Raw genomic sequence first — 17,254 nt, 5'->3', positions numbered from 1 at the left:
TATGCGCGAGCGGATGCCGCGCAGAAGCCCGGACTGGGGGATTGACAAAACATCCGTCGATCGGTCGTCGATCACCACCCGCCGAGGTATGCCTCGACGTCCACCTCGTCGACGATCCGCTCGACGGCGCTCGATCGCAGCTCGAGGGTGGGCAGCCGCTCGGCACGGGGCCAGCGAGCCTGACGGGTTCGTTCGCGCCGTGAGGTCAGGCGGACCAGGGGAGTGCCATCGGGGTCGCAGACGGCCACTGCTGCAACGCGGCCGCTGTCGACGGCATCGACGGCGTCGACCAGCCCGCCCGGATGCACCCGCACGGGCGCCTCGATGGTGACGTCGATTCGCACCCGATCGAACCGCTCCGATTCGACGTCCGTCGGCGGGGCGATTCCTGCTCCGGGAAGCTCGGCGAGCACGGAGTCCACGCTCACGAAGCGCTGACCTGCCGACGCCTGGTCGGGCGGTCCGAAGACGGCGACGTCCACCCGTCCGGACCGGATGCCCCGCCCGCGAGATCCCGGAACGGGGATGAGATCGGAGAGGCGCAGCGTCTCCTCGTTCTTGGCCGCGACGTCCGCCGACTCGCGGCCGGCCTGGTCAGGTCCGTCATGCCAGGCGACGGCATCCGGCACGTGAGCGAGGACGGCGCCGTTCAGCCAGGCCCGATACGCCCACTCCCAGTCCTCGCCGCCGTACGCGGTGAACGACTCGTCGAAGCCGCCGGTCTCGTCGAAGAAGCGGCGCGTGCACGCGATGACGGCTCCGACGACGAAGCGATAGCTGCGGTGGTCGACCTTCAGCAGGTCTTCCGACTCGCTGTAGGCGTCGAGCAGCCACTTGGGCTCGGGCAACGACCGCTCGGGTCCGATGACCTCGATGGCAGCACCGACAGGTGCGTCCCCCAGATCGGCGTGCAGGCGGTGGCCCACGGTGACGCAGTCCCAGTTCAGGGCGGGCAGCCGCGTGATAGCGCGGAGGTAGGTCGGCTCCGGGGAGGTGTCGGCATCGAGGAACACGAGAACGTCGTTCTCGGCCGCGGCGGCTCCCAGATTCCGTGCTGCCGCCAGACGGAATCCTCGATCGTCCTGGGTGATGAGCCGCACGTGGGGCGGCACTCGCGGCGCCTCGGCGGATCCGTCGTCGACGACGATGATCTCGACCGCGGCGTGCGCATGGTCCTGCCGCTCCAGCGCGTGCAGGGTGCGCGCGAGTTGCTCGGGTTGCTCGTAGTGGGCGACGATGACCGAGATCGAGGGCGGAGTGGCCGGCGTCAGCCCGTCGAGGAGGTCCCAGCGATTGCCCGGCAGGCCTCGATCGGGGTCGTACCGCGCGCTCACCGGAGAGCCAGTCCCGCCCACCAGTCCCGATAGGCGAGAGCCGCGTCGGAGAGGGTGGGACGCAGCGACGTCAGCGGTGCCAGGCGTGTGGACTCGGGCGAGCGGAACGCCTGCACGAGGGCATCCGGAAGATCCGATGGTGCGTACACCGTGAGGGTGCCGGGTCGGAGGCCGTCCATCTCCTGCGCATACCTCGAGGTGCGAACCAACGGGCGGCGTCCCCGTTCGGCCCAGTCGCTCATCGACCGCGACGCGGACACGTGCTGATGAGCGGCCACGGGGATGCCCTCGGAGGCGAGCCGGCGCTGGAAGGCGGCGTCGTCGAGCACGCCGGTGACCTCGAGGGCGACGCCGAGTTCCCGAGCCCGCTCGCGCAACCGCTCGACGTCGGCCTCATGCCCGCGGGACGGCCCGCCGATCGCGACGACCCGTGCACCGTCGATGGGCGTTCCCTCCACGCGCAGCCGTGAGACGGCCGCCGCGGCAGCTTCGATGGCGTCGAGATGTCCCTTGCCGGGATAGAGATAGCCGGCGATCAGCACGGTGAGGGTCGTGGACGTCGTCGCGGGCGCGTGGTCGCTGTCGGGTACCTCCGCGGTGGTTCCGAGCGGGATCGCCGTCACGGATGCCGCACGCGGGCCGAGGTGCTCGACGACGAGCTCGGCTTCATGGCGGCTGTTCACCACGACACCGTCGGATGCGTCGATGAATCGACCGTAGGCGGCGACCCTCCGCTCATAGGAGGAGCCGTCCGACTCCTGCGGCAGGTCGTGCAGGGTGATGGTGAGGCTGGTGAGAGCGGCGAGCCGCTCCACGGTCTCGGCTGCCTCCTCGGGAGTCGATCCGAACAACCTGTCGGTGACGTGGGCGTGCACCCGGTCCGCGCCGACGACAGCGCGCACCGCCGCAGCTCCATCCGCGACGACGAGGGGCTGCCGCCCGAATCCGGCTGCCTCGGCGGCGTCAGCGAGGTCGCGCGCGTACCTGGTGACGCCGTGGCGCGGCGGTCCGACGACCAAGAGGTCAGGCGCATCGGGGGTGGGCATCTGGCACATGCTTGTTCATCTCCCTCTCCACGTCAAGGCCCCTTCGCCTCCTCGACTCGCGACGTACGGTTGGCCCTGCGTCACGACCCTGTGCGCCCGACCAGAGAGGTGCATCATGCTTCCGACGGTCTCCTCGATGCCCGTCGCCGATGACGTACGGCCTCTGGCTCCGACCACAGACGCAGCGGCGATCACCGTCGTCTCCGTTCCCTCATCGCACCCCTATGTCGACAGCGTCACCGCGTCGCCGCACGTGCGCATCCACCGACCGGATGACGACGGCACCCGGGAGGCTGCTTGGCGGCCGTCCGCAGCCCTCGATCCCGAGTGGATCCGGCTGCACGCTCGGGATGCCGACCTGCTCCACATCCACTTCGGAACCGAGTCGTTCGAGCCGGCACGGATCGCCGCCTGCATCGAAGCCGCCCACGAGGTCGGCTGGCCGGTCGTGTTCACCGTGCACGACCTCGAGCACCCGCAACTGCTCGACCAGGCCCCGTATCGCGCGCAGCTCGACGTGCTGGTCCCGGGCGCAGACGCCGTCATCACATTGACCGAGGGGGCCGCTGCCGAGATCGGGCGGCGCTGGCGACGCCCGCCGCTCGTGTCGCGGCATCCGTCGGTGCTGTCGGGCGACGTGTCGACGCCCCGGGTCCTGTCTTCAGAACAGTTCCGAGTGGGGATGCACCTGAAGGACCTCCGCCCCAATGTCGACGGAGCGGGGATGGCCGAAGCCCTCGTCGCCGCGGTGGATTCGGTCGCGGGGACGGGCGTGGATGTCGTCGCCGAGGTGAGGATGCACCGCACCGTCCGGGACCCGGCGTCCCGCGATGCCGTGCGCGAGATCACCGGACGCACCGATCGCGTCGTGCTGATCGAGCACGAGCGCCTCGACGACCAGGAGCTCGTGAACGTGCTCTCGCGCATGGACGCCTGCGTGCTCCCGTACAGCCACGGAACCCACTCCGGGTGGCTGGAGCTGTGCTGGGACCTCGCCGTTCCGGTGCTCGCCCCGCGCGTGGGCTTCTACTCCGAGCAGCATCCGGATGGGAGCACCGAATCGTTCGATGTCGCGGCAGGCGGGGAGTCCTTGGCTGACGCGATCCATGCCGTCGTCCGCCGACAGGACGCGACCCGAGCCGGCTCGGTGGAGCGCGCACGGCAGATCCGCGCCCGGGGTGCAGCCCGGACGGTCGATGACGTCACGACAGCCGGCGATCACGAGGCCCTCTACCGTCGACTGATCGCGGAGCGCCGACCATGAGCGGGCTCGCGCCGCTCCGCGTCGTGGTCATCGCCCCCCTCCGGTTCCCCATCCGTCGACCGCACGCCGGTGGCCTCGAGTCGGCCGTGTGGAACGAGGTGGACCAGCTGCGGGCCCGTGGCCACGATGTGACGCTCATCGCGGCCGAGGGGTCCGACTGGCTGGACGAACGGAGCGAGTTCACGATTCCCGCCATGACCTGGCCCGGCGCAGCCAGACCGACGGATGACAGCTATCCGCCGAGCTACGCAGCGCGTTCCGTTCCGGCACTCGACCGCGCTCTCGACCGGATCGCGACGACAGCGGGCGACTACGACGTGATCTCGAATCACTGCCTGCACGGACTGCCCCTCGAGAGAGCCGGGGATCTCGGCGTGCCCATGATCTCCACCCTGCACACGCCTGTCGACGATGCCCTGGTGGCGTCGCACGCCGCAGCACGCGGGCGGCGCAGCGAATTCCTGGCCGTCAGCGAGCACACTCGTCTCCAGTGGGCGGATGCCGGTATCGAGTCGACGGTCCTGGCGAACGCCGTGGACCCGCTGGCGTGGCCGCTGGGTCCCGGGGGTCCGGACCTCGTCTGGTTCGGTCGGATCGTTCCCGAGAAGGCCCCGCACCTCGCCATCGAGGTCGCCCAGCGGCTCGGCCGGGGTCTCGTCATCGCCGGACGGATCGGTGACGAACTCTATGCGGATCGCGCCGTGCTGCCGCACGTCGGCGGTGCCATCAGGTACGTCGGACAGCTCTCGCCGGTCGAGCTCGCCCATCTCGTCGGTCGGAGCGCCGCGCTGATCGCGACGCCGGTGTGGGAGGAGCCGTTCGGTCTGGTGGCACCCGAGGCGCTGATGACGGGAACGCCCGTCGTCAGCTTCGCGATGGGCGGGGTGTCGGAGATCGCCGCCGGGTCCGTCGGGATGGTGACAGTGCCACCGGGCGACGTGGCCGCGTTGGCGAAGCGTGTGGAGCACATGATCGTCCGGGCATCCCGGGAGCCTGGATTCCGACCGGCCATCCGCAGCAGCGCGGAGGCACGGTTCTCCCTGCCGTCCCGCATCTCGGCGCTCGAGCGCAGGTTCCGTTCGATGCTCGACGCCAGCGAGAGTGCCTCGGAGCAGGCGGCATGAGCCGCCCGCGCATTGCGTGGTACGTGCACCATCACGGCCGTGGGCATGTCGGGCGCCTCCTGGCGATCGCGCCGTACCTCGGCGCCGACGTGGTCTGCTTCAGCTCGCTGCCGACGCCCGACGACCTACCCGACAACTGCCGGTGGACGCAGCTCGAACGGGACGACGGCGTCGAGCCCGAGCGTGCGCTTCCCGGCGGCGACCGAGATCCGACGGCCAACGGGCTCCTGCACTGGGCGCCGCTGCTGCACGACGGACATCGCCGGCGGCTGTCGGTCATCGCGGCCGCTCTGGAGCGGCATCCGGTCACCGCCTTCGTGGTCGACGTGTCGGTGGAGGTCACCGTCTTCGCCCGCCTGCTCGGTATCCCGACCGTGCTCATCACCCAACCGGGGCGACGCGACGATGCCGCCCATCAGCTGGCCTTCGGACTGGCGACGAAGGTCATCGCGCCGTGGCCCGAGGAACTCCTGCGTCCGGATCACCTGTCCGCGTTCCCTCATGTCGTCTACGTGGGCGGCATCAGTCGCCACGACGGGCGAGGACCTGAATCCGTCGAGCGCTCAGGGGTCCTCGTTCTCGGGGGAGCGGGCGGATCGAGCGTGACCGCGTCGTCGATCGCGTCGGCGGCGGCAGCGACATCAGAGCACCGCTGGTCGGCCCTGGGGATGTCGGGGAGTCGTGACTGGGTCGCCGATCCGTGGCCCGACATGGCTGCGGCCGACGTCGTCATCGCGTGGGCCGGACAGAACTCCATCGCCGACCTCGCGGCCGTCGGCGCCCGTGCTGTGGTGATCCCCCAGCCACGACCGTTCGCGGAGCAGGCTGACACGGCGGATGCCGTCAAGAGGGCCGGGCTCGCGATCGTGCACCCCGAGTGGCCGGAACCCGCCGAGTGGGGGCGCATCCTCGACGAGGCTCGCGCGTTGCAACCCGACTGGGCGCGCTGGCGCACGCGAGGCGCCGCGGAGCGCGCGGCGATCGAGATCGCAGCCGTGGCGCGCGGGGACGCGACGTGATCGGCGTCGTGACCCTGTGCTCGGCCGAGCGGGTGGGCCACGTACGCGCGCAACTCGCCGCACTCGCCCGCGAGCCCGATCTCGGCACCACCGTGGTCTGGGTCGGAGCTGACAGGCCTCCCTCGCTCGATGCCGACGTCGTGCTGCACCTGCCCCCGACGCCGCTCGGGCTCCGCCTGGCTGCTGCACGCAACGCCGGGGCGGATGCCGCGGTCGCGTCCGGAGCGGACCTCCTGATCTTCCTCGACGCCGACTGCGTGCCCGGGCCGCAGCTCGTAGCGCGCTACCGCGACGCCGCGCAGCGGCATCCGGAGGCCGTGCTGTGCGGCCCCGTGACATACCTGCCGCCGGGAGTCGACGTGTCGCGGCCGGAGACCCTCGTGGAGGCGACCGACCCGCATGCCGCCCGGCCCTCGCCCGCTGCCGGCTCCATCGAGCTCGCCACGGCCGAGGAATATCCGCTGTTCTGGTCGTTGTCGTTCGCGATGACGGCCGGGCTCTGGGCGACCTCCCCCCGCTTCGACGAACGATTCGAGGGCTACGGGGGCGAGGACACGGACTTCGCCTTCGGGCTGCGCGACGCCGGGATTCCCCTGGCGTGGGTGGGCGGCGCCCACGCCTATCACCAGCACCACCCGACGAGCTCCCCGCCGTGGCAGCACGTGGACGACATCCTGCGGAACGGCCGCCTGTTCGCCGACAGGTGGGGAGAATGGCCGATGACGGGATGGCTGGCCGACTTCGAATCGGCGGGGGTCGTGCGTCGGCGCGGTTCCGACTGGGTCAGGGCCTGACGGGCCCGAGAAGCTCGTCGGCAGCGTGGGTGAGGTCGGCGGCGATCCGGTCGGGAGCGAATCTGCCCACGTCGGCCTGACCCGCCAGCCCCAGCGCGGCGCCGAACGCCGGGTCGCCGATGATCCGACTGATGGCCCTCGCCAACCCGGCAGCGTCGGCCGGAGGAACCATCAGACAGTCGACGCCGCTGGTGCAGAAGTCGTCGAAGCCGCTGCCCGTCGTGCAGACCAGGGGAGCTCCGATCGATCTCACCTCGAGGGCGACGTTTCCGAAGCCCTCCCAGAGTGACGGGCAGATCGTCACCGCGGCCTCGCGGATCGCCCGGTAGAGCTCGTCGCCGCCGACGTGCCCGAGCCAGGCGACCTGGTCGCGCGAAGCCGCGGGAAGGTAGCCGAGCAGCTCCTCGCGATCCGGTTCGAAGCGCCTGTCGCCGCTCGACCCTGCCAGCACGAGACGGGCCGATGGCACCTGCGCCGAGACGATCGCGAAGGCCTTCAGGGCATCGACGATGCCCTTCCGTCGTTCGAGACGACCGAGGAAGAGCACGATCGGGCCGTCGGATGCGGGCCAGCGGTCGGGGAGGTCGGCTGAGCGGGATGCACTCTCGACGCGGGTGACCTCGATGCAGTTCCATACGACGCGCACCGGAGGCAGCGTCGCGAACGAGCCCGACGTCCACCTCGCCATGGCCTGCGATATCGCGATGAGTCCCGCGGACCGGCGGATCTGTCGGTCCTCCAGCCTGTTCTGCACCGCCACCGCCAGGCGCGTCGATGCCGGAAGGTCGCGGGGTCGGAGGTGGGCGACCTCGTTCGAGAGCCGCATGCTCGTGGCCAGGTTCGTCAGCAGCGGGGCTCGGGAGGGCAGGGCCGCCCCGAGGCCGCTCCACTCCGGCGCGAACACCCTGTCGTAGGTCCTGGCCGCGAAGGCCCGACGCACGCGGAGGGCCATCAGGGGCAGCGCGATGATGCGGGGCACCCGCCGACCGATGCGAACGCCCCGGAGCTCCACGCCGGGGTCATCCGTCTCCCGGATGAGTGCGCTGTCGGAGAAGACCAGGAGGTCCACGTCGATGCCGCGGCGCGCGAGTGCCGGCACGAGGGCGGCGTAGTGGCGGCCGATGCCGCCCGTGTAGGCCGTGACTCCCGCATACTCGGTCACCGGGACCAACCATCGTTCTCGTCCGGGCATCAGCGGTATCGCCTCGGAACGGTCCAGTGCTTCCCGAAGCTCGCATTGAAGCTCTCCGGCTCGAATGGGCTGTCACCGCCGGCGGGGTAGCTGGTGAGTTCACCGAACACGATCCTGTCGCCCAGGTCGTACAGGTCGACCCTCACGAAGTCGGTGCCCGCCCCGAGGCGCTCGGCCAGGGCGATCATCTCGTCGAGCTTCGCCGGACGAGGTGGTGGTGGCACCGCCCAGGCTGGCCCGCCGCTCATCGGCAGGTGGCGCCACGAGCGGTCGTGGAAGTCCTGGGTCCTGTGTCCGAATCGGCCGGCGTCGACCTGCACGTACTCGCATCGGCCGTGGAAGACGAAGAACTTGTAGTCATCCGGGATGCCGCCGGTCGGCGTGGTCAGGAACTCCTCGACGATGATCCTCGGCGGGACGCGGCCGTAGGCCCACTCCCGGTTGGGTCCTTGGCCGTAGACCTGACCGAGCCAGTGGCGACCGATGGCGACAAGGTGCTCCGGAGGCGCGGCGGCACGCCGCACGTGGCGATAGACCCAGCTCTCCGACGGTGCCGGAAGCCGGATGTCGGGAGCCGCGCCCGGGGAGATCACGATGGCGGCACCACTTCCATGAGTCGGCTTGAGGACGGCGGCGTCGGGCAGCGCAAGATCTCCGATCCGCTCGGGGTCATCGATGATCGCGTACGCCCGGGGGAGGACCTGCTCTCCGACGAGGGCCGCGACATGGGCGCGCACCGCCGCCTTGTCGGCGAAGGTCACGATGAGCCGGCGGTGATCGCGGAGCATCTTGTAGCGCACCTTCTCCGTGAAAGTGCGAGGGTTCCTGGTCGCCCACAGACGTCGCATCCGCACGAGGCGACTGCGCTCAGCCCAGGGGATCTCATCCCATCTCATCGGAATCGCCTCTCGTCCGTGTCGCTCGGCAGTGGGTGGTTGTCAAGCCTCAGCACCGACTCGTCGAGGCACGTAGCCTCAGAGCCAACAGATGGGGTGCTCAGATGAGTTCAATGTTCTACGGCGAGGCAGGCACCGAGATCGTCGTCGCAGACGAACTCGTCGTGCACCTGCGGGCGACCATCACCGAGAAGATGCGGCGCGGTGAACGCTTCCTGTTGTCGTGGCACGAGCCGGCCGTCGTGGGGGACGGCACGAGTTCCGTGTGGCTGGACCCGTCGATTCCGGTGCGGTACCACGTGGACAGCGGGGTGGACGACTCGATCGATCGCGGCTGGGTCGAGGCGATGATCGTCGCCGCATCATCGGACGATGGCCTCCTGATCGGCTCAGTCCCGAGGCCTGCCCGGGACTGAGCGTTATCGATCAGGGCTGGATGACGACCTTGATGCATCCGTCTTCCTTCTCGTTGAAGGTGTCGTACATGGCGGGCGCCTCGTCGAGACGAACACGATGCGTGACGAGGTCCTCCACCCCGAGCGGATCGCTCGGGTCTTCGACGAGCGGAAGGAGTTCGTCGCGCCAGGAGTGCACGTTGCACTGGCCCATGCGCAGGGCGATCTGCTTGTCGAACATCGTCACCAGCGGCATGGGATCGGCAGCGCCGGCGTAGACCCCGCTGAGCGAGACGGTTCCGCCGCGCTGCACGGCGTCTATGGCGAGGTGGAGTGCGGCCAAGCGGTCCACGCCGGCCTTCTTCATCAGCGGCTTGGCGATGGCATCGGGGAGCGCGCCGACAGCGGACTGGACGAACGACGTTCCGGGATTCCCATGCGCCTCCATGCCGACGGCGTCCACGACGGAGTTCGGTCCGCGACCGTCGGTGGCGTCACGGAGTTCCGCGAGGATGTCGTCGGTGAGGTCGAAGGTCTCGATGCCGTGCCGATCGGCCATGGCCCGACGCTCGGGAACGGGGTCGACGGCGATCACGCGGTGGCCGAGGTGGCGACCGATACGCGCGGCGAACTGGCCGACGGGTCCGAGGCCGAGAACCGCCAGGGTCCCACCCTCGGGAACCTGGGCGTACTGCACGCCCTGCCAAGCCGTCGGAAGGATGTCGCTCAGGAAGAGGTAGCGCTCGTCGGCCAGCTCCTGCCCGACCTTGTAGGCGTTGAAGTCTGCGCGGCGCACGCGCAGGAACTCGGCCTGTCCGCCGGGAACCGAGCCGTAGAGCTCGGAGAACCCGTACAGGTCTGCTCCGCTGCCGCTCTGGTGGTTCTGGGTGGTCTCGCACTGGGTTGTCAGCCCCTTACGGCACATGTAGCACTCACCGCAGGCGATCACGAAGGGGATGACCACCCTGTCGCCGACCGCGAGGGTCGAGACCGCGGAGCCGACTTCGACGACGATGCCCATCGGCTCGTGGCCGAGCACGTCGCCCTTGTCGAGGAACGCGCCGAGCACGTTGTACAGGTGCAGGTCCGAGCCGCAGATGGCCGACGACGTGATGCGGATGATCGCATCCGTCGGTTCCTCGATTCGAGGGTCGGGGACTTCCTCAACGCTTACCTTGCCGGTCGACTGCCATGTCAGAGCTCTCATCCTCCGAGTAGACGCCCTTTCACGGATGATTGCGCAGGGGTTGACAGATGCTCTGCCGCGTCTCCGGCTGTTCGGAGGGAATCAGGGAAACGCGGTTCGCGGATAGGCGGTCGCCGCATCCACGACGTCCCGCGCGACGTCCGACAGTCGACGATTGGAGCTTCGCGCACTCTCCCGGATCCGACGGAAGGCCTCGTCCATGTCGATGTTCTCGGAGTGGGAGAGCACACCCTTGGCCTGCTCGATGATGACGCGACTCGACAGGGCGTGTTGCAGCTGGGCGCGGGCGATCGAGCTCTCGCGCAGGGCACGCTCGTGCAGGATGCTGACGGTCGCGACGTCGGCCAGGCCTCGGGCAGCGACGGCGTCCTGGTCGGTCAGCTCTCCGGGCCCGTCGCGGAACAGGTTGAGCGATCCGACGGTGTCTCCGCGCAGCCGCAACGGGATGGCGTGCACCGAGGCGTACCCCAGATCGCTGGCCTCGACGGAGAACCTCGGCCAGCGGGCGTAGATGGCGGCGATGTCGGGCACGCTCACGGTCTCTCCGGTCTCGTAGGCCTCGACACACGGGCCCTCACCTGCGCCGAGCTGCATCAGACCGATGAGCGCACTGCGCTCGCTCGTCGACGCGATGACCTCGAGCACGCCTGACTCGTCAGCCAGGATGATCCCGGCATCCGTCGCGTCGAGGATGTCCTTGCACTCCTCGACGAGTGTGTGCAGGAGGTCGACGATGTCGTAGCCCACGACCATGCTGTCCGCGAGACTCACGAAAGCCTCGACGAGCCGGTGCTCACGCGACTGGGTCATGGTCGGTCAAGTCTAGAAGCGACCGTCGCCGGTGTCACCGGTCGAAGACCAGTCGGCGACTCGTCACGTCCGCCGCGACCTCCCGCACCGAACGGCCGGTCGCGAAGGCGTGGGCGCGCAGCATCAGGGCGGCGTCCTCGGCGGGCACGCCCGTCTGGGCGATGACCATGCCGGTCGCCTGATGGACCTCGCGTCGGGAGTACGGGAAGTCTCCGTCGTCTCCGGGGAAGGACGCGCGCGCCATGGAGATCCTCAGCACCTGAGTCGCGGTCGCGCGCGCGAGTTCGACGGCATGATCGACGTCCACGCCTCCGAGGGCGTGTGCCGTGTCGGCTGAGAGGATCACGGCACCGATGCCGAGCCGCCCGATGGCGAGCGGGAACGCGTACAGCGATCGCATCGGGGAGGATTGCAGGCCGTCGACCAGGCCTGGCCATGCACCACTGGGCGCACCGTGCATCGTCGGCTCGAGCACGGGGATCCCGGTCGCGATGGCGTCCCACGACGGCCCCTCGCCGAGATCGATCTGCAGCTCGGTGATGAGCCCGGCATCCGTTCCCGAGGCGCACAACGTCTCCGACCCGAAGGGATCGCCCAGCGTGGCCACAGCGGCACCCACACCGCTGAAGGCGGACGTATAGGGCTGACAGAGGTCGATCATCGGATGCGACTCATGATCGTCATCGTAGGCCTCGGTCGCTAGATCGACAGCCGTTGGGAGGCCAGCGGGCAGTCGAACGGGTCGCGTTCGCCCAGCCCGACGCGATTGATGTGACGGATGACGATGCCGTAGCTCTCCCAGAGGCCGGTGAGCATGTAGGAGACGTCCTTCTCGCGGCAGTACTCGGCGATCATCGGCGCTGCCCGGTGCAGGTGAGGCCGCGGCATCGACGGGAAGAGGTGGTGCTCGATCTGGTAGTTGAGACCTCCCATGAGCACATCGACGAAGCGACCGCCGCGGATGTTCCGGCTCATGAGCACCTGTCGGCGGAGGAAGTCGAGCTTCATGCTCTTCGGGACTATCGGCATGCCCTTGTGGTTCGGTGCGAATGATGCACCCATGTAGAACCCGAACAGACCCAACTGCACGCCGAGGAAGGCGGCTGCGACACCGGGGGAGAGCACGAGGAAGATCAGGGTGACGTAGCCACCGAGTCGGACGACGAGGAAGGTCATCTCGACCCACCGGCGGTCGACGTGATCGCGGGCGAACACGCGCCGCACGCTCGAGGCATGCAGCGAGAGCCCCTCGAGCAGGAGGATCGGGAAGAAGAACACGCCCTGGTGTGCGATCAGCCACGTCGTGACGGCGTTGCGCCTGCGCTCGACCTGCTCATGGGTGAAGGAGATCACCGGCAGGTCGATGTCCGGGTCGCTGCCCTCCTTGTTCGGGTTGGAATGATGCCTGGTGTGCTTGTGCTGCCACCATCCGTAGCTCATGCCGACGAAGAGGTTCCCGATGACCAGACTCGTCCAGTCGTTCCACTTCCCCGAGATGAAGATCTGCCTGTGGGCGGCGTCGTGGCCGAGGAATGCGGTCTGGGTGAACAGCACAGCGAAGCCCGCGGCCATGAAGAGCTGCCACCAGGTGTCGCCGATCAACACGAAGGCCGCGCCAGCCACGAGGAAGACCAGCGGCACGGCGCAGAGCTTGGTCCAGTAGTAGCCGTAGCGGCGGCGCATGAGTCCGGACTGCAGCACCATCCGCGACAGTTCGGTGTAGTCGTTGGTGGTGACGCGCGGGGTGCGCGGCGTGCTCCCGGGGCCGGGGCCGGGGTCAGGGTCTGGCGCGTCGGCATTCGCGCGAACGGTGATTGTCATTCCGACCCTCCGGGCTGCGGACCAGCGATGTGGTCAACGCGATGCCGGGGTCTGGGACAACTGGCCTCAGTGTACGTCCGATTCCGGGGGATGAGCTGGTGAGTATTCGTCGGCTACGCGGTTCCGAAGTCGGCTGCGCAGTTTTGGAAACGCTTCCATGGGCGCGTGCGCGATACATCGCGTTTGCGAATTCCGCAATCCCTTTTCGGGGGCACGGTGTCGCCCGCACTCTTACTCCACCCCTGATGCCGGCCGGTCGGCCACCGACCGCCGGCGCTACAGATTCATCCCCAAGGAGCACAACCATGACAGACGCATATCGGACGGACACACCGTCTTCCGGAGGTACTTCGACAGGAACTGCCGATGCCGTGAAGGGCGAGGCCGTGAACGTCAAGGACCAGGTCGTCGACTCCGGCAAGAACGTCGCTGCGACAGCCAAGGACGAGGCCGCCGGAGTTCTCCAGGAGGCGAAGTCGCAGGCTTCCGACCTGTTCGGACAGGTCACGAGCGAGCTGCGGGAGCAGGCCGCCACCCAGCAGACGCGCGCAGCCGCGGGCCTCAAGTCGCTCGGAGACGACCTTGACCAGATGTCGCAGGCCTCGTCGGGCGGACTCGCGGCCGAGCTCGTCTCGCAGGCATCCAGCCGAGCCGGTTCCATCTCCACGTGGCTCGACGGCCACGACCCCGAGTCGCTTCTCGACGAGGTGAAGAACTTCGCGCGACGTCGCCCCGGAACCTTCATCGCCGTCGCTGCCGTCGTCGGCCTTCTGGCCGGTCGGATCACGCGCTCCGCCGTGGGCAATGCCGCCGACGCCAAGGATGCCGCAGCGCAGGCGCCTGCCTACAAGCCGGCGGCCGCACCGAGCGTGCGCGCGGAGACCTACACCGAGCCCTTCGTCGCCGTGGGCGCGGCGGGAACCGTCGGCACCACCGGCACGGCCACGGACACCCAGACGGACCTCGACGCCGACGTGTACGCGACTCCCGGTGGCCCTGCAGCCGGCGCGCCGACGACCACGCCGGTGTACTCCGCACTCACCGGAGACGGAACCCGCACGGGTCCCGACGACGACACCGCGAGGGCATTCGGTGACGATGCCACCGCTGAGCGTGACGAGACATCGAACGAGTTCGGTGCCGGCAACGCCCAGCGCTCGTGGGGAGACGGCAACTGATGACCGATCTACCGACACCCTCTGAAGAGAAGGCCGCGAACACCTCGCTGGGCGACCTCCTGGGCGAGGTGACCCGCGATGTGTCCACGCTGATGCGGCAGGAGATCGCGCTCGCGAAGGCGGAGCTCTCGCAGTCGGCGAAGCGTGCGGGCAAGGGAGCCGGACTGCTGGGTGGGGCCGGAGTTGCCGGCCACCTCACGTTGGTGTTCCTCTCCGTGGCCGCCTGGTGGGGCCTCGGCTACCTGATCGGCAACGCCTGGTCGGGCCTCGTCGTGGCCGTGATCTGGGGAATCGTCGCAGCGATCCTCTTCGTCACGGGCCGTAAGGCGATCGCATCCGTCGAGGGTGCGCCCCAGACCGTCGAGACGGTCAAAGAGATTCCAGAGACATTGAAGCGAAACGAGGAGAACCGATGACGAACGACCCCGACCAGATCCGGTCAGATATCGAAGCCACACGACGCAACCTCGGCAGTGATGTCGACGCGCTCGCCGACAAGGTCGATCCGTCGAAGATCGCCCAGCGCCAGGCCGACAAGGCCAAGGATGCCGTGCGCTCCGTGCGAGACCGCGTCATGGGCGTCGCCTCCGACGTGCACGACGACGCGAGCAGCGTGGGCGACAACGTCGCCGGTGCCGCACAGAGCGCTGTCGCGAAGGCGAAGGGCAATCCGCTCGCCGTCGGCCTCATCGCCTTCGGCGCCGGATGGCTGCTCTCGTCGCTGATCCCGCCGAGCGAGAAGGAGAAGCAGCTCACCACGACGCTGACCGACGCCGCCCAGCCCCTCGTCGACGAGGTCAAGGATGTGGCGTCGACCGTCGCCGGCGACCTCAAGGAGCCTGCCCAGAACGCCGCCGCAGCCGTGAAGGAGTCGGCGACGGATGCCGTCGACAACGTCAAGGCCGAGGCGACGTCGGCTGTCGACGACGTCAAGGACCAGGCCGCTGAGTCCCGCGACAACGTCCAGAGCGCGAGCTCGAACTAACGAACACCCTTCGTCGAGCGTCGGCGCCCCATCGGGGTCCGACGCTCGACGTCGTTCCGAGAGAAGTGAGAATCCCCATGTCCCCAGAACGTGCCAGTGAGAAGGCTGCTACGGCGCCTGCGCCCGACGACGAGCGCAAGCCCGATTCGCCCACCGAGGTGACGAAGCGCTCGTGGGGCTACGTCCTGAAGAAGACGCTTCGGGAGTTCACCTCCGACCAGTGCTTCGACATCGCGGCGTCCCTCACCTACTACGCGGTGCTGTCCATCTTCCCTGCACTGCTCGCGCTCACCTCGTTGCTCGGCGTCTTCGGTCAGGGACAGAAGGCGATCGACGAGCTTCTCGGCATCGTCTCCCAGATCGCGCCGGGATCGACCGTGGACGTCATCCGTGAGCCTCTCGAGCAGTTCGCCTCGTCGCCGGCCGCGGGATTCGCCCTCGTCACCGGTATCGTGCTGGCCATCTGGTCGGCATCCGGTTACGTCGGCGCCTTCAGCAGGGCGATGAATCGCATCTACGAGATCGAGGAAGGGCGGCCGTTCTGGAGGCTCCGCCCGATGCAGCTGCTCGTCACGATCGTCGCCATCGTGCTCATCCTGATCATGGCGGTGGTGCTCGTGCTGTCGGGCCCTGTGCTCGACGCCGTCGGCGATGCGCTCGGCTTGGGCGCCGCTCTCAAGCTGACCTGGTCCATCGTGAAGTGGCCGATCCTCGCCCTGGCCGTGATCCTGATCATCGCGGTGCTCTACTACGCCACCCCGAACGCGAAGCAGCCGAAGTTCCGGTGGATGAGCATCGGGGCGGCGGTCGCGCTCGTGCTCCTCGTCATCGCATCCGTCGGCTTCGGACTGTACGTCGCCAACTTCTCGAACTACGACCGCACCTACGGCTCGTTCGCCGGCATCATCGTCTTCCTGCTCTGGCTCTGGATCGCGAATCTGGCCCTGCTCTTCGGTGCGGAACTGGATGCCGAACTCGAACGCGGGCGTCAGCTGCAGGCCGGAATCGAGGCCGAGGAGGACATCAAGCTGCCTCCGCGCGACACGGCCAAGAGCGACAAGGCCGCTGCGAAGGAGAAGGAGGACGTCGAGGAGGGTCGCCGCATTCGCGAGAGCAGTAACGCGGAGCGCGACTGAGCTCGGGGAGGGGTCTAGAAGCGATCAGGGCTCGCCGTCATGCTCGGCCGGGGAGGTGTCGGCGACGCGGTCGTCTTCGGCTGCCGCCGGTTCCGACATCCGTCGCCCCATGGCGAGGGCCTCGTTCGGTTCGTGCTCCGCGAGGAGGGGATGCTCGGTGTGCGCTCCGGTGTCGACCTGCGCTCCATCTGCCGTTGTCGAATCCGTCATGCAGCCAGTGAACTCCTGCCGGCTCGCGTGCGTCAGGGGTTGACAGGCGCGCAGAAGGAGGATTGTGCCGGTTTACTGGCGCTCTGCCACCGGCCTAACGTTGGTCGACCTCGGCGAGGAAGGCGAGGACGCGGCCGGTGAGAAGCGCTGCCGCCTGCTCGTCGTAGTCGGGTAACGACGAGTCCACGAAGAGATGCGTGTCGCCCGGGTACAGGAACAGCTCCGCGTTCGGCGTTGTGGCCAGCAGGTCGCGGGCGGCATCCAGATCGCCGTCATCGACGAAGAGGGTGTCGGCGTCCATGGCATGCACCTGCACGGGCACCTGCTCGGGCCACGCCTCGCCGAACTCCGAGACCGGCGCGAACGAGTGCAGGAGCAGTGCACCGCGCGCCTTCGGATCGGTCTGCGCCAGCTTCTGGGCGGGAAGGACGCCCAGCGAGAAGCCCACATAGACCCGCCTGCCCCGGCCGTCGCCGTCGCCGAGCGTCTCGACCGCGGCGACTCCGTCATCGAGGAGCTTCTCGAATCCGATCTCGCGGGCGAACGCCATGCCCTCGTCGAGAGTCTCGAAGGTATGGCCGGAGTAGAGGTCGGGCGCGGTGACAGTGTGCCCCGCGGCCGTCAGCTGTTCCGCGAAGGCTGCGACGCCTGCGGTCAGGCCCTGGGCGTGATGGAAGAGGACGACGTCGGCCATGAGTGCTCGCTTTCGTTCGAGAGAGACCTGCTGCTTCGTATCGGATGCTACTGCGCCCCTCTGTCAGTCCCCGCTCGGTGAGGCCCGGGCGAAGCCCGCGGCTGAAACGCGCTACCTTGACGTACACACCATCGAATCTGCCTGTACAC

Annotated in this window: 19 protein-coding genes; 9 read left to right on the top strand and 10 right to left on the bottom strand. The window is 68.7% G+C overall.

Annotated elements, in window-relative coordinates; translation table 11 throughout:
* Positions 1–71 precede the first annotated feature (71 nt).
* Entirely contained in the window at positions 72–1,334 is a 1,263-nt protein-coding gene (locus E4M00_RS01000; RefSeq protein WP_135118714.1) for a glycosyltransferase family 2 protein, read from the bottom strand.
* Positions 1,331–2,380 carry a glycosyltransferase family protein gene (locus E4M00_RS00995; RefSeq protein ID WP_135118713.1) on the bottom strand — a complete coding sequence of 350 codons (1,050 nt, stop codon included), beginning with the start codon at positions 2,378–2,380 and terminating at the stop codon, positions 1,331–1,333. The genes E4M00_RS01000 and E4M00_RS00995 overlap by 4 nt, the downstream gene beginning before the upstream one ends.
* 115 nt (positions 2,381–2,495) lie before the next feature.
* Between E4M00_RS00995 and E4M00_RS00990 the strand changes: the two genes are divergently transcribed.
* Genes E4M00_RS00990 through E4M00_RS00975 form a run of 4 tightly spaced genes read left to right on the top strand, consistent with a single transcriptional unit; the run spans position 2,496 to position 6,581 of the window.
* Positions 2,496–3,644, top strand: a complete 1,149-nt coding sequence (locus tag E4M00_RS00990; protein ID WP_167756783.1) for a glycosyltransferase family protein — start codon at positions 2,496–2,498, stop codon at positions 3,642–3,644.
* Positions 3,641–4,768 carry a glycosyltransferase gene (locus E4M00_RS00985; RefSeq protein ID WP_135118711.1) on the top strand — a complete coding sequence of 376 codons (1,128 nt, stop codon included), beginning with the start codon at positions 3,641–3,643 and terminating at the stop codon, positions 4,766–4,768. The genes E4M00_RS00990 and E4M00_RS00985 overlap by 4 nt, the downstream gene beginning before the upstream one ends.
* Entirely contained in the window at positions 4,765–5,787 is a 1,023-nt protein-coding gene (locus tag E4M00_RS00980) for a glycosyltransferase (RefSeq protein WP_135118710.1), read from the top strand. Before E4M00_RS00985 ends, E4M00_RS00980 begins: the two co-directional genes overlap by 4 nt.
* A complete protein-coding gene (locus tag E4M00_RS00975) occupies positions 5,784–6,581 on the top strand; it encodes a glycosyltransferase family 2 protein (protein ID WP_135118709.1) in 798 nt (265 codons plus the stop codon). Before E4M00_RS00980 ends, E4M00_RS00975 begins: the two co-directional genes overlap by 4 nt.
* Here E4M00_RS00975 and E4M00_RS00970 read toward each other — a convergent pair.
* Both E4M00_RS00970 and E4M00_RS00965 read right to left on the bottom strand, forming a co-directional pair.
* Positions 6,571–7,743, bottom strand: coding sequence for a glycosyltransferase family 4 protein (locus E4M00_RS00970; protein ID WP_167756782.1), 1,173 nt, complete (start codon positions 7,741–7,743; stop codon positions 6,571–6,573). The two genes, E4M00_RS00975 and E4M00_RS00970, sit on opposite strands and share 11 nt — an antisense overlap.
* Before the next feature lie 29 nt (positions 7,744–7,772).
* The gene (locus tag E4M00_RS00965) at positions 7,773–8,669 is read right to left on the bottom strand and encodes an ATP-grasp fold amidoligase family protein (RefSeq protein WP_135118707.1); all 897 of its coding nucleotides are present in this window, start codon (positions 8,667–8,669) and stop codon (positions 7,773–7,775) included.
* A gap of 104 nt (positions 8,670–8,773) precedes the next feature.
* Here E4M00_RS00965 and E4M00_RS00960 point away from each other — a divergent pair, with 104 nt between their 5' ends.
* Positions 8,774–9,085: a DUF7882 family protein gene (locus tag E4M00_RS00960; protein WP_135118706.1), complete on the top strand. Its 312-nt coding sequence runs from the start codon at positions 8,774–8,776 to the stop codon at positions 9,083–9,085.
* A 10-nt stretch (positions 9,086–9,095) separates the two neighbouring features.
* Here E4M00_RS00960 and E4M00_RS00955 read toward each other — a convergent pair whose 3' ends face one another.
* From E4M00_RS00955 to E4M00_RS00940, 4 genes are all read right to left on the bottom strand, one after another.
* Complete coding sequence (locus tag E4M00_RS00955) at positions 9,096–10,271, bottom strand: alcohol dehydrogenase catalytic domain-containing protein (protein ID WP_135118705.1); 1,176 nt, start codon at positions 10,269–10,271, stop codon at positions 9,096–9,098.
* Positions 10,272–10,352: 81 nt separating this feature from the next.
* A complete protein-coding gene (locus tag E4M00_RS00950) occupies positions 10,353–11,081 on the bottom strand; it encodes a GAF and ANTAR domain-containing protein (RefSeq protein ID WP_135118704.1) in 729 nt (242 codons plus the stop codon).
* Positions 11,082–11,115: 34 nt separating this feature from the next.
* Positions 11,116–11,742 carry a GAF and ANTAR domain-containing protein gene (locus tag E4M00_RS00945; RefSeq protein ID WP_135118703.1) on the bottom strand — a complete coding sequence of 209 codons (627 nt, stop codon included), beginning with the start codon at positions 11,740–11,742 and terminating at the stop codon, positions 11,116–11,118.
* 38 nt (positions 11,743–11,780) lie between these two features.
* Complete coding sequence (locus E4M00_RS00940; protein WP_135118702.1) at positions 11,781–12,902, bottom strand: fatty acid desaturase family protein; 1,122 nt, start codon at positions 12,900–12,902, stop codon at positions 11,781–11,783.
* 386 nt (positions 12,903–13,288) lie between these two features.
* On the opposite strand from E4M00_RS00940, the gene E4M00_RS00935 reads away from it, so the two are divergent.
* From E4M00_RS00935 to E4M00_RS00920, 4 genes are all read left to right on the top strand, one after another.
* The gene (locus E4M00_RS00935; RefSeq protein WP_135118701.1) at positions 13,289–14,080 is read left to right on the top strand and encodes a hypothetical protein; all 792 of its coding nucleotides are present in this window, start codon (positions 13,289–13,291) and stop codon (positions 14,078–14,080) included.
* Positions 14,080–14,496 (top strand): phage holin family protein, encoded by a 417-nt coding sequence (locus E4M00_RS00930; RefSeq protein WP_135118700.1) that lies wholly within the window; start codon positions 14,080–14,082, stop codon positions 14,494–14,496. Before E4M00_RS00935 ends, E4M00_RS00930 begins: the two co-directional genes overlap by 1 nt.
* Entirely contained in the window at positions 14,493–15,065 is a 573-nt protein-coding gene (locus tag E4M00_RS00925) for a DUF3618 domain-containing protein (RefSeq protein WP_135118699.1), read from the top strand. Before E4M00_RS00930 ends, E4M00_RS00925 begins: the two co-directional genes overlap by 4 nt.
* A 77-nt stretch (positions 15,066–15,142) precedes the next feature.
* Positions 15,143–16,201 (top strand): YihY/virulence factor BrkB family protein, encoded by a 1,059-nt coding sequence (locus tag E4M00_RS00920; protein WP_135118698.1) that lies wholly within the window; start codon positions 15,143–15,145, stop codon positions 16,199–16,201.
* A gap of 24 nt (positions 16,202–16,225) precedes the next feature.
* Here E4M00_RS00920 and E4M00_RS00915 read toward each other — a convergent pair whose 3' ends face one another.
* Together E4M00_RS00915 and E4M00_RS00910 are read right to left on the bottom strand one after the other, a co-directional pair.
* Positions 16,226–16,411: a hypothetical protein gene (locus E4M00_RS00915; RefSeq protein WP_135118697.1), complete on the bottom strand. Its 186-nt coding sequence runs from the start codon at positions 16,409–16,411 to the stop codon at positions 16,226–16,228.
* Between the two features lie 94 nt (positions 16,412–16,505).
* Positions 16,506–17,105: a dienelactone hydrolase family protein gene (locus tag E4M00_RS00910; RefSeq protein ID WP_135118696.1), complete on the bottom strand. Its 600-nt coding sequence runs from the start codon at positions 17,103–17,105 to the stop codon at positions 16,506–16,508.
* Positions 17,106–17,254 lie beyond the last annotated feature (149 nt).

The sequence above is a fragment of the Orlajensenia leifsoniae genome (assembly GCF_004570845.1).
GTDB lineage: Bacteria > Actinomycetota > Actinomycetes > Actinomycetales > Microbacteriaceae > Orlajensenia > Orlajensenia leifsoniae.
Note: the sequence above shows the minus strand (reverse complement) of the source record. Positions and strands in the feature narration are given on the sequence as shown.